Source organism: Arthrobacter sp. U41 (assembly GCF_001750145.1).
GTDB lineage: Bacteria > Actinomycetota > Actinomycetes > Actinomycetales > Micrococcaceae > Arthrobacter.
The window spans coordinates 1,399,446-1,411,319 of record NZ_CP015732.1; the positions used below are offsets into that span (position 1 = coordinate 1,399,446).

Sequence of the window (11,874 nt, forward strand, 5' to 3'; positions counted from 1 at the left end):
TTTGACGTTAAGGCTCGCCTAAGTAAGGGTTGGCTTAGTCGATGCTGTCTAACGTCAAACAAAGGATTCCTCTGTGGCGCCCACAACCCCCACATCTGTTCAGCCCGTGCCTCCCGGCACCCAGGCCGGTTCCGGTTCCCCGCCCGAGCTCGTGCAGGATGCCACCGCCCATCTCTTCAACGCCCGCAATGCAGCCGGCTACACGGCCCAGATGCTCAGGGGCGTGACGGCGGTCGCGGCCAGAGTCTCCCGATGCACCCGCCCGTTCACCGGGGCCACCCCCGCGGAACTGAAGAGCCGGGTCGACGGTGTGGACCTTGGCCTCCCGCTGGGGGATACCGCCTCAGCCCTCGAGGAACTGGAGGACGTCTACCTCCGGGACGCCGTCTATTTCCACGACGCCAAGTACGCGGCGCATCTGAACTGTCCCGTGGTAATCCCGGCCCTCGTTGCCGAAGCTGTCCTGTCCGCCGTGAATTCCTCGATGGACACCTGGGACCAGAGTGCGGGCGCCACAATGATTGAGCGCAAGCTCATTTCATGGGCCGCTGGGGAGCTTGGGCTCGGCGGCTCCGCAGACGGTGTCTTCACCTCGGGCGGAAGCCAATCCAATTTCCAGGCACTGCTGCTGGCCCGGAACCAGGCCGTGGAATGGCTGAGGCTGGACCCGGAACATGCCGGGTTCCGGCTGCCGGCGCTCCTCGAGAAGCTGCGGATCTACACCTCAGCGGACAGCCACTTCAGCATTGGCAAGTCCGCGGCGATGCTGGGGCTGGGGTACGACGCCGTTGTATCCGTCCCCTGCGGAAGGGACCACCGGATGGAACCGGCGGCGCTGGCCGGGGAACTGGCTCGGGCCCGGAACGCAGGACTCGTCCCCCTGGCGGTGGTGGCCACTGCCGGCACCACCGACTTCGGGGCGATTGATCCCCTTAACGAACTGGCCGCAGCGGCCCGCGAGAACGGTGCCTGGTTCCACGTCGACGCAGCGTACGGTGGCGGGCTGATGGTGTCCGGGCGGCACCGGCATCTGCTCGACGGCATCCACCGGGCAGATTCGGTCACGGTTGACTTCCACAAGACCTTCTTCCAGCCGGTCAGCTCGAGCGCCCTGCTGGTCCGGGACGCGGCCATGCTCCGGCACGTGACCCACCACGCCGACTACCTGAACCCGGCCGGAGCCCTCGACCGCCCCAACCAGGTGGACAAGAGCATCCAGACCACCCGCCGATTTGACGCGCTGAAGCTCTGGCTGACGCTGCGGATCATGGGCGCCGACGCGCTCGGGGCGCTCTTTGACGAAGCCATTGGCCTGGCGTCGTGCGTGGGTGAGGTCCTGGACTCCGATCCTGATTTTGAGCTCGCCGCCCCGCCACAACTCAGCACGCTGGTGTTCCGTTACCGGCCGCTTCAGCCTGACGGCCGCCGGCTGCACCAGGACGCCGCCGACAGGCTCAACCAGGACATCCGTTCCGCCGTCTTCGCCTCCGGCGAGGCCGTGGTGGCCGGCACCACGGTGGCGGGCAGGCATTACCTGAAGTTCACCCTGCTGAACGCCGAGGCCGGCGTGGCGGATATCCGAAGCATCATCGAGCTGCTCCGGACTACCGGGGCATCGCTGCTGGAAGCTGCGGAGGTGTCCGCATGACCGCCGGCGCCTGCAACGCAACGCAGCGCGTGCACGAATTCGCCGCGATCGGCGTCGGGCCCTTCAACCTGGGCCTCGCGGCACTGAGCGAACCAGTCCACGGGCTGGACGGGGTCTTCCTGGAGCGCCAGGAATCCTTCGATTGGCACCCGGGCATGATGCTGGAACCTGCCCATCTGCAGGTCCCCTTTCTGGCCGACCTGGTGACTCTGGCGGACCCGACGTCGCCATACTCGTTCCTGAACTTCCTGAAGCAGACCGGCCGGCTGTACCGTTTTTACATCCGGGAGAACTTCCAACCGCTGCGCGCGGAGTACAACCAGTACTGCCGGTGGGTGGCCGGCCAGCTGGATTCGGTCCGGTTCGGCACGGACGTCCGGGAGATCAGCTACGACGACGGCGTGTACCGGCTCGCGGTCGAAGCCCCGGACGGTCCCGAGGTGCTGCACGCGCGGCGGCTGGTGCTCGGCACCGGCACCTCGCCCTATGTTCCCGCGGGCTGCGGCGGCATCGTGGACGCCGGCGGACTGGTTCTTCACAACGCCGAGTACCTGCTGCGCAAAAGCGAACTCCAAACGCGGGGGAGCATCACGATTGTGGGCAGCGGCCAAAGCGCGGCCGAAATCTACCATGAGCTGCTGCAGGAGATCGACGTCCACGGCTACCGGCTGAATTGGGTCACCCGCTCCGGCCGGTTTTTCCCGCTGGAATACACCAAACTGACGCTGGAGATGACGTCGCCGGAATATGTGGACTACTTCCACGCGCTCCCGCAGGAACAGCGCGACGGCCTGATTAGGAGCCAGAAGAACCTCTACAAAGGCATCAACGCGGAGCTGATTGACGCCATCTACGACCTCCTCTACACCAAGAGCCTGTCAGGCATGGTGGACACCCAGCTGCTGACCCACTCGGTGCTAACCGGCGCGGCCTGGGATCCGGCGTCGGAGTCGCACACCCTGCAACTGCGGCACGAGGAAACGCGCGCCGACTACGCCCTGGAAACCGAAGCCGTGGTGCTCGCCACCGGCTACGGCTACCGCGAACCGGAGTTCCTTGCCGGCGTGCAGGACCGGATCGCACGCGACAGCAGCGGCAGGTTCGCCGTGGACCGCGACTACAGCACCGGCGTTGAACCCGGCGAAATATTCGTCCAGAACGCCGAACTTCACACCCACGGGTTCGTCACCCCGGACCTGGGCATGGCCGCGTACCGCAACTCCTGCATCCTGCGCGAAATCACCGGCCGGGAGGTCTATCCGGTGGAGCGGAGCATCGCGTTCCAGCAGTTCGGCCCGCCGCCGGGGACTGCGCGGCAGGACGTCGGACGCGGCGATGTCCGAGTAGCGACGGGGGTGCCGGCATGAGCTTCACCTTCCGCGGCCTGGACCCCGTGGCTGACGCGCCGATCCTCCACGCATGGGTCACCCGGCCCTATGCCAGTTTCTGGGGCATGCTGGGCAGCACCGTCGAGGACGTTGTGGAGGAGTACTCCAAGATCCAGTCCAGCGGCCACCACAACGCGCTCCTCGGGCTCGACGACGGCATCCCCGCCTTCCTGATGGAGGCGTATCTTCCGGAATCGTCACCGCTGGCCGGCGTGTACGCCGTCCGGCCAGGCGACCTCGGGATGCACCTGCTGGTCGGCCCGTCGGCCGGCCCGGCCCGGCCCGGCTACACCACGAACGTAATGGACGCCGTACTGGAGAAGCTGTTCTCCGACCCGGGCGTGGAACGCGTCGTGGTGGAACCCGACGCCCGCAACACGAAAATCCACGTCCTCAACGCCCGGCTGGGTTTCCTGCCCGCCGGGGAGGTGGCCCTGCCCGATAAGCGGGCCCTCCTCAGTTTCTGCACGCGGGCAGCCTTCGGTGCCGCCCGCCTTGATCTTCATCCGTCCCCGATCCGCCAGGGAGCATCTTGATGACAATCGCTGAACTTGAATCCGTGCTCACCGCCGGCAACGCCACCGCCCACCTGACCCGGGAACGCTGGGCCGCCGCCAACCGTCACGTGGTCCGCAAGGCGCTCGCTGAGTTCTCGCACGAACGGATCCTCACGCCTGAACTACTCCCGCCAGAACTCATGCCCGAACGGCCCGCGGGACTCCCGGCGCCGGGCCCGGCCGTTTCTGCGGGTCCCCGGGAGCCCGCCCAGTACCGCGTCACCAGCGACGACGGTTCCGTGGAGTACCGTTTTTCGGCCCGAAGACTCGATCTCGACCACTGGTCCATCGCGGACATGTCCATCCGCCGCCTCGAAGCGGGGGCATATCCCGACATGCCCTCGCCGGGTGCCGAAGAAGGGGCATGTCCCGCGGGGGAAAGAACGGAACTGGATGCCCTTCGCTTCATCACCGAGTTCCGGGACACCCTGGGAATCCGCGAGGAAATGCTCCCCGTCTACCTTGAGGAAATCAGCAGCACACTCTCCAGCCACGCGTACAAGCAATGGCGGGGCCAGCCCTTGGCCGCGGAACTGGCGGCAGGCGTGACGGGCGGGGCAGACGCCGCCGTTGATTTCCAAACCATTGAACGGAGCATGACCGAAGGCCACCCCTGCTTCGTGGCCAACAACGGCCGGCTGGGCTTCGGGATCGCTGACTACCGTGCCTTCGCCCCGGAGGCGGGAGACCCCGTGCAGCTGGAGTGGATCGCGGTGCACCGGGTCAAGGCCGTGTTCACGTCCGCCGAGGGCCTCGGGTACCGGAACCATCTCGACGCCGAACTGGGGACGTCCGCCATCGGATACTTCGACGCCGAGCTCGGGGCCCTGGGCCTGGATCCGGCTGGGTACTTCCTGATGCCGGTCCACCCGTGGCAATGGGACAACAAGCTGAGTGTGACGTTTGCCGCCGAAATAGCGCAGCAGCACATCGTGCATCTCGGGTTCGGGGCGGACGGCTATCAGGCCCAGCAGTCCATCAGGACGTTCTTCAACACGGTCTCGCCGGAGAAGTGCTACGTCAAGACGGCCATGTCGGTGCTGAACATGGGCTTCATGCGGGGACTGTCGCCGCAGTACATGAAGGACACCCCCGCCATCAACGACTGGCTTCACGGGCTGATCCTCAGCGACGCCGCCCTGCAGAAGTGCGGACTGAAACTCATCCGCGAGGTCGCCGCCATTGGTTACCACAACGGCTACTACGAGGCCGCCGCGGCGACGGAGTCACCGTACCGGAAGATGCTGTCCGCGCTCTGGCGGGAAAGTCCGTTGCCGCTGCTGGCCGACGGGCAGCAACTGGCCACCATGGCATCCCTGCTGCACGTTGACGCCGCGGGAAAACCGATGGTGTCCGCGCTGATCGAACGTTCCGGACTGGAGCCTGCGGAGTGGCTGCGCCGGTATTTCGAGGTGTATCTCGTCCCGCTCGTGCACTGCCTCTATTCCTACGAGCTGGCCTTTATGCCGCACGGCGAGAACGTCATCCTGATCCTGGAGAACGGTGTCCCGGTCAGTGCCGTGATGAAGGACATCGCAGAGGAGATCGCCGTCATGGGTGACCGCCTGGAGCTGCCCGAGGACGTGGCCCGGATCAAGGTCGGGATCCCCGACGAGGAGAAAGTCCTGGCCATCTTCACTGATGTCTTTGACTGCATTTTCCGGTTCCTCAGCGCACTGCTGGATCAGGACGGCACGCTCAGCGGCGAGGAATTCTGGAGGACCGCCGCCGCGGTCCTCCGGAACTATCAGGGCGAGCACCCCGAGCTCGCGGACCAGTTTGCCCGGCATGAGCTGTTCGCCAAGGACTTCCCGCTGTCGTGCCTCAACCGCCTGCAGCTGCGCAATAACCAGCACATGCTGGACCTGTCCGACCCCTCCGGCGGACTTCAGATGGCCGGCCGGCTGCAGAACCCCTTGGCGCGGTTCGCCTGATCCGCACGGACAGCCTGTCTTTCGCGGCGCAAAAAACCTGCCGCTACCGGAATTCCGGTCGCGGCAGGTTTTGTGCGCCGCGGAAACGCCTGGGCGGCGCGGGATCGGGAAGGCAGGCCGGGCGAGCTGCCGGTTAGACGGCGGAACACCCGATTCGACCTGTGTGGGGGCGACGGAACCCTTGGGCGGGACCCACGGCAGCGACGACGGCGTGGAGCGGCTACCTGGTGACCGAACTGGCGTCCGGAGGTCCGGTGGCTCCGCGCCTCGACCGGGCGAAGGCCACAACGGCAGCGGAGATGCCGAGGACACAAATGGCTGTGGCGACAAGCTGGGACGCCGGGTACGCGTCCGTGGAAATTCCCAGGGCAATGGACAGCGGGAACCAGATGGTGAGCCATCCGGCAACGGCCGCGACGGTTCGCGGCAGGGACAGCCCCCCGCGTCCAATCAAAACGGCGAGTCCAATGGCAGCGGTTGTCAGGCCGCCAACGATCATCGCCGCAAGACCCAGCCGTGTCAGCCCGCCGTCGACGGCTTCTACGGAAAAGACCCTCACTGCCTCAAGAATGCCGGCCAGCAGCGAGAACAGCCCCGCCGCCGTCAACAGCGTGGCCATGATCGTCATCCGCGTATCTGGGGTCATAGTCCCAGAACCTAGCATCCGCGGACTGGCTGCGGGCCGGGGCCCGCGCCGGTCCTACCCCTGCGTCAGCCGGTACCGCTCGATCTGCTTGAGCCGCCGCTGGAGGCTGTCGCGCCGCGGGTGCGGGACGGCGTCGGCCGGTTCGGCGGTGAGGTCAATGTGTTTGGTGCCGTACTGCCAGAGCAGCAGGTCATCGAGGAGCCGGTCGGGGCCGGGGGAGTAGCGGTGGTCCAGGGCCTTGCGGACCTCGGTGATCCGGTTGGCGCTTAGCAGCCCGGCCAGCTGCATGGTCTGGTTGAGGCCGTGGGCGGCCATCAGTTCGGCCGCCCAGCCCCAGTCGTCATCGACCTTCCGGTCCACGTGGGGCAGCAGCGTGCGCCAGACGTCGCGGATCCGGTTCGGGGTGAGCTGCGCGGCGCCTTCGCCGTCCATGTCCCAGAAGCTGCGGACCTCCTCGTAGCGTTCATGCAGGTCAGCGAACGCACTTTCCACCGTTTCCAGCATGGCTGCGGTGGCGGTGAACTGGCGGTCAAAGTGCGGGGTCCAGGCGCGCGGGTCCTCGGCTTTGAAGCGGATGTCGTGCTCGATTTCGCTCCAGGCGTGCGCGAACACGGTGCGGATCTGGCACTCGAAGAAGTAGCTGCCGTTCGGCGGGACTTCCGGGTTGTAGGCCTGCTGGTACTCCTTGACGGCTTCGTTCTGGATCGTCCGCAGGATCAGGTGGCGGCTGGAGTAGCCGTAGGTCCCGGACTCGATGGATCCGATGTCCTTCTCGCGGTCACCGCGGCAGTCGAAGAGCTGGCGCTGGCGCTTGATCAGGTTGGCCACCACGGCGTTTTCAGTTGGCAGCTTCGTGATCACCCGGATGCCCACCATGTCGTTCAAAGTCCGGAACGGATCCGGAAACTTCAGTACCGGCGGACCCCCCGGCTCCAGCGGCTCCTCCGTGCGGGAGATCTTCTCGCGGAAGGATTCGACCGTTTTGGTGCGGCCCGTGACGAACAGCGGCGTCACCTCGGTGCCTTTGAGCATGGTCCGCAGCGTCAGCAGGACCTCGCGGGTGACCAGCTTTAGGGCAGGACGCACCCGCTCGTAGAGTTCCACGTTTTCCTGCACGGATTCGCGCAGTTTTGGATCCAGCCGATCCCAATTGCTCGCCATGCATCCAGCTTACGGCCGGGTTGCGACGGCGGCGGGGCTGACACCCCAGCGCAGGGCTCAAGGTAGGCTCGGCACATGGCTGATGTGCGGCGTCGGGCTTTGCTGGCGGCCGCAGCGACGGTGACTCCGGGGGCAGTCTCCGCCGCCTGTTCACCGGGCCCCAAGGAGGACACTGTGAAGCGGCATAAGTACAGCTACGGCGATGACGCCAGCCAGTGGGGGGAACTCTTCCTGCCGGAGGCCGCCGCAACCAAGGGTGTCGTTGTGGTGATCCACGGCGGCTACTGGCGCTCGCAGTACGGCGCCGAACTCGGCGAACCCCTGGCCAAGGACCTCGCGGCGCACGGCATGGCCGCCTGGAACCTGGAATACCGCCGAGCCGGCAACGGCGGCGGCTGGCCCAACACTTTCTCGGATGTGCTGGCCGGCATCGACAAGCTCGGCGACGTTGCCGGTGAACACGGTCTCGGGCTGGATCGGGTCGTGGCACTGGGACACTCGGCCGGCGGGCACCTTGCGGTGTGGGCTGCGGGACGAAGCCGCCTCGCCCAGCTTGGCGCCCCGGACGCGGACCGCCAGTTGCTCCGCCGGGACAACGGCGGCGCGGTGCACCTGACCGGCGTCGTCAGCCAGTCCGGGGTGCTCAACCTCGCTGAAGCCGAACGGCTGAACCTCAGCAACGGCGCGGTCAGCAACCTGCTGGGCGGCTCATCCGTGAAGTACCCGAAACGACACAAATACGTGGACCCGATGAGCGCGGTGCCGCTGACGATCCCCGTCTATGCCGTCCACGGCACGGACGATGACACTGTTCCCGTGAGCCAGTCCGACTCCTACGCCGCGGCGGCAAAGTCCGCCGGCGCCCCGGTCCAGCTCCTGAAGGTCCCGGGCGACCATTTCGCGCTGATCGACCCGAAGGCCGCCGCCTACCGGAAATGCCGCGAACTCGTGCAAATTCTGCTCGGCTGAGCGCCATCCGCGGCGGCCGCCGCCCGGTGGTAGCGTGACCCCTATGCAAGTCGAAGCTCCCGCAGTCCCGCGCGCCCTGGCTGCGGGCTTCACCAGGTTCGTCCGGGCATTTGCGCCGCGCCACCCGGCGCAGGTGATCGTCCTCGGCTTCGCCGGTGCAATCGCCGCAGGAACCGGGCTGCTCCTGCTACCGATGGCCACGGCAGACGGGCACGGGGCCACCCTGCTGGAGGCACTGTTCACCGCCACCTCCGCCGTCTGTGTCACCGGCCTGATCACCGTGGACACGCCGGTCTTCTGGAGCGGATTCGGGCAGGTGGTCATCCTGGCGATGATCCAGATCGGCGGCTTCGGCGTGATGTCCTTCGGCACGCTGCTCGGGGTCCTGACCGCCCGCCGGCTTGGCCTGAGGTCCCGGATTTCCGCCGCCGCCGAGACCAAGAGCAGCGGTTTCGGTGACGTGCGCCGCGTACTGGTTGGAGTCCTGCTCATCAGCCTCATCGTGGAAGCTGCACTGGCGCTGATTCTGACGATGCGTTTTATGGCCGGGTACGGCTATCCGCTGGGCGAGGCGATCTGGCAGGGGGTTTTCCACTCCATCTCATCCTTTAATAACGCCGGCTTTGCGCTCTACTCGGACAGTCTGATGGGGTTTGTCGGCGACCCCTGGATCTGCCTGCCGATAGCCGCGGCCGTCATCATCGGCGGCCTCGGATTCCCGGTCCTGTTCGAACTGGGACGGCAATACCGGCGGCCGATCCACTGGAGCATGAACACAAAACTTGTCCTCGTCGGCTCAGCCGTCCTCCTGGCCGGGGGTACCGTGTTCCTCACAGCGGTCGAATGGACCAACGCGGCAACCCTCGGCGGACTCCATCCCGCCGAGAGGGTGCTGGCCGGTTTCTTCCAGTCCGTTATTACCCGCACCGCTGGCTTCAACAGCGTCGACATTGCGCAGATGCATCCGGTGTCCTGGCTGGGGATGGACATCCTGATGTTCATCGGCGGCGGTCCGGCCGGTACCGCCGGCGGCCTGAAGATCACTACCTTCGCCGTGCTGTTCTTCATCCTCAGCACCGAGCTCCAGGGCGGAACGGCCGTCAACATCTTCGGCAAGCGGCTGTCCCGCGCGGTGCACCGCCAGGCCATTACCGTGGTGCTCCTGGCGATCGCCCTGGTCACCGGCTCGACGATGTTCCTGATGCTGATCACCGACTTCGGGCAGGAGCGGATCCTGTTCGAGGTCATTTCGGCCTTCGCCACGGTCGGGCTGTCCACCGGCATCACCGCCGCGATGCCGCCGGCCGGGCAGCTCGTCCTCATTTTTCTGATGTTCGTCGGGAGGCTGGGCCCGGTGACGCTCGGTGCGGCCCTGGCCCTGCGCGAACGACCCGCGCTCTACGAGTACCCCAAGGAAAGGCCCCTCATTGGCTAGGAACATCTTCTCGTCCCACTCCGCTGCCGCCAGCGAAAAGGCGTCCTCGGTGGTGGTCATCGGCCTGGGCCGCTTTGGCGGCTCACTGGCCCTGGAGCTGGAGGCGCAGGGTACCGAGGTGCTCGGCATCGACCTCAGCGAAGAAACCGTCCAGTCCTTCAACGGGCGCCTCACCCATGTGGTCCGGGCCGACTCCACCAAAGAAGAGGTGCTGCGCCAGCTCTCGGTCCATGAATTCGACCGGGCGGTGGTCGGGATCGGCTCGGACATCGAGGCCAGCATCCTGACGACGTCCCGGATCCTGAAATTCCAGCGCCCGCAGATCTGGGCGAAGGCCATCAGCGAACCGCACGCCGAGATCCTGGGCCAGCTCGGCGTCGAGCACGTCATCCGGCCCGAACACGACATGGGCAAGCGCGTCGCTCACCTGGTCCTTGGCTCGATCCTCGACTACGTGGAATTCGAGGACGACTTCGTTATGGTCCGGACCGGTCCGCCCGCCGTCGCCCGCGACCGGCCCCTGGGCGTCCTCGGCCTCCGTGACAAGTACGGAATCACCATCGTCGCGGTCAAACGTCCCGGCGGCACGTGGGGGCACACCACGGCGCAAACAGTGCTCTACGACGACGACCAGATCATCGTCCAGGGCAGCAAAGCCAAGGCCGAACGGTTCAGCACGATGCCCTGACCCACTAGACTGGGTTGCAGGTGCGCCGGGAAGTCTGGTCGGCATAGTTCTGTCGACCCAAATTTTAGGACCCCCGCATGAGCCCCAGCACTCCTCCCACCCGGCCGCGCATGACCATCTTCGGCCGCGGCAGCTACGCCGAATCCCTCCGGATCGGCGAGATCCTCCGCAAAGAGACCGTTGGGGGCGCCCTCCTGGTCGCCGCCGCCGTGATCGCCCTGATCTGGGCGAACTCACCGGCTTCCGAGAGCTATTTCGCGCTGCGGGACTTCAAGTTCGGCTACGAACCCTGGCACCTGGAATTGAGTCTGGGCGCCTGGGCGGCCGACGGGCTGCTGGCGATTTTCTTCTTCCTGGTCGGACTCGAGCTCAAGCGTGAGTTCATCGCCGGCGACCTGCGGCAGTTGAACAAATCGATCGTTCCGGTCGCAGCGGCCGCTGGCGGTGTCGTCATCCCGGCGCTGATTTACGTTGTGGTCAACCTCGTGAGCCCGGAGACCCTGCGCGGCTGGGCCATTCCCACCGCCACCGACATCGCCTTCGCCGTCGCCGTGCTGGCCATCATCGGCTCGCACCTGCCCAGCGCCCTGCGGATCTTCCTGCTGACCCTTGCGGTGGTGGATGACCTGATCGCCATCACCATCATCGCCGTGTTCTACACCAGCGACCTTCAGCTGCTGCCGCTGCTGCTGGCACTGATTCCCCTGGCCATTTACACCTACCTGGCGCATAAGTACCGGCGCTTCTTCAAGATCAAAGCCTCAGCGGCGTGGCTGATTCTCCTGCCGCTGGGTGCGGTCACTTGGGCGCTCGTCCACGCTTCGGGCATCCACGCGACCGTGGCAGGTGTCCTGCTCGGCATCGCCATCCCGGTCCTGCGCTCCCAGGCCAGCGGCGGACCTGACGCAGGTCCGGGCCTCGCGGAGGTCTTCGAGCACCGGTTCCGCCCGATCTCGGCCGGCATCGCCGTCCCGATCTTCGCGTTCTTCTCGGCAGGTGTGGCGGTGGGCGGCTGGGACGGGCTGGTCTCGGCGCTGACTGACCCGGTGGCCGTCGGCATCATCATGGCGCTGGTCCTCGGCAAGCCGATCGGCATCATGGGCACCACCTGGCTGCTCACGAAGGTCACCAAGGCCCGGCTGGACACCAGCTTCAAATGGATTGACGTCTTCGGGGTGTCCCTGCTGGCCGGCATCGGCTTCACCGTCTCGCTCCTGGTGGCCGAGCTGAGCTTCGGCCACGGAAGCATCCACGACGACCATGCAAAGGTGGGCATCCTCGCCGCCTCCGTAGTGGCGGCATTGCTCGCAACGCTGGTCCTGAGGACCCGGAACCGGCAGTACCGGCAGGCCGAAGAGGCGGAGAAGGTCGACTCGGACATGGACGGGATCCCCGACGTATACCAAAGCGGGGCCAACTCCTAACGGGGCGGCTGCTCCCCTCAAATG

10 protein-coding genes are annotated in these 11,874 nt (G+C 66.3%); 8 read left to right on the forward strand and 2 right to left on the reverse strand.

What is annotated here, in order from left to right; genetic code table 11:
- Positions 1 to 73 precede the first annotated feature (73 nt).
- From ASPU41_RS06515 to ASPU41_RS06530, 4 genes are read left to right on the forward strand one after another with little or no spacing between them, the layout of a single operon-like run.
- Positions 74 to 1,648, forward strand: coding sequence for a pyridoxal phosphate-dependent decarboxylase family protein (locus ASPU41_RS06515; protein ID WP_069950233.1), 1,575 nt, complete (start codon positions 74 to 76; stop codon positions 1,646 to 1,648).
- Positions 1,645 to 3,015 carry a lysine N(6)-hydroxylase/L-ornithine N(5)-oxygenase family protein gene (locus ASPU41_RS06520; RefSeq protein WP_069950234.1) on the forward strand — a complete coding sequence of 457 codons (1,371 nt, stop codon included), beginning with the start codon at positions 1,645 to 1,647 and terminating at the stop codon, positions 3,013 to 3,015. The genes ASPU41_RS06515 and ASPU41_RS06520 overlap by 4 nt, the downstream gene beginning before the upstream one ends.
- The gene (locus tag ASPU41_RS06525; protein WP_069950235.1) at positions 3,012 to 3,572 is read left to right on the forward strand and encodes a GNAT family N-acetyltransferase; all 561 of its coding nucleotides are present in this window, start codon (positions 3,012 to 3,014) and stop codon (positions 3,570 to 3,572) included. Before ASPU41_RS06520 ends, ASPU41_RS06525 begins: the two co-directional genes overlap by 4 nt.
- Positions 3,572 to 5,527, forward strand: a complete 1,956-nt coding sequence (locus tag ASPU41_RS06530; protein WP_069950236.1) for an IucA/IucC family protein — start codon at positions 3,572 to 3,574, stop codon at positions 5,525 to 5,527. Before ASPU41_RS06525 ends, ASPU41_RS06530 begins: the two co-directional genes overlap by 1 nt.
- Before the next feature lie 220 nt (positions 5,528 to 5,747).
- Here the strand turns inward: ASPU41_RS06530 and ASPU41_RS06535 are convergent, their stop codons facing one another.
- A complete protein-coding gene (locus tag ASPU41_RS06535) occupies positions 5,748 to 6,173 on the reverse strand; it encodes a hypothetical protein (protein ID WP_157356951.1) in 426 nt (141 codons plus the stop codon).
- Between the two features lie 54 nt (positions 6,174 to 6,227).
- The gene (locus ASPU41_RS06540; RefSeq protein WP_069950238.1) at positions 6,228 to 7,334 is read right to left on the reverse strand and encodes a GTP pyrophosphokinase; all 1,107 of its coding nucleotides are present in this window, start codon (positions 7,332 to 7,334) and stop codon (positions 6,228 to 6,230) included.
- 174 nt (positions 7,335 to 7,508) lie between these two features.
- Here ASPU41_RS06540 and ASPU41_RS06545 point away from each other — a divergent pair, with 174 nt between their 5' ends.
- The 4 genes from ASPU41_RS06545 (at position 7,509) to nhaA (ending at position 11,850) form a co-directional block, all read left to right on the forward strand.
- Positions 7,509 to 8,303, forward strand: a complete 795-nt coding sequence (locus ASPU41_RS06545; RefSeq protein WP_069950239.1) for an alpha/beta hydrolase — start codon at positions 7,509 to 7,511, stop codon at positions 8,301 to 8,303.
- 43 nt (positions 8,304 to 8,346) lie between these two features.
- Positions 8,347 to 9,738, forward strand: coding sequence for a TrkH family potassium uptake protein (locus ASPU41_RS06550; protein WP_083266393.1), 1,392 nt, complete (start codon positions 8,347 to 8,349; stop codon positions 9,736 to 9,738).
- Positions 9,731 to 10,426: a potassium channel family protein gene (locus ASPU41_RS06555; protein ID WP_197515780.1), complete on the forward strand. Its 696-nt coding sequence runs from the start codon at positions 9,731 to 9,733 to the stop codon at positions 10,424 to 10,426. The genes ASPU41_RS06550 and ASPU41_RS06555 overlap by 8 nt, the downstream gene beginning before the upstream one ends.
- 77 nt (positions 10,427 to 10,503) lie before the next feature.
- A complete protein-coding gene (gene nhaA, locus ASPU41_RS06560) occupies positions 10,504 to 11,850 on the forward strand; it encodes a Na+/H+ antiporter NhaA (protein ID WP_069950240.1) in 1,347 nt (448 codons plus the stop codon).
- Positions 11,851 to 11,874: the final 24 nt, after the last annotated feature.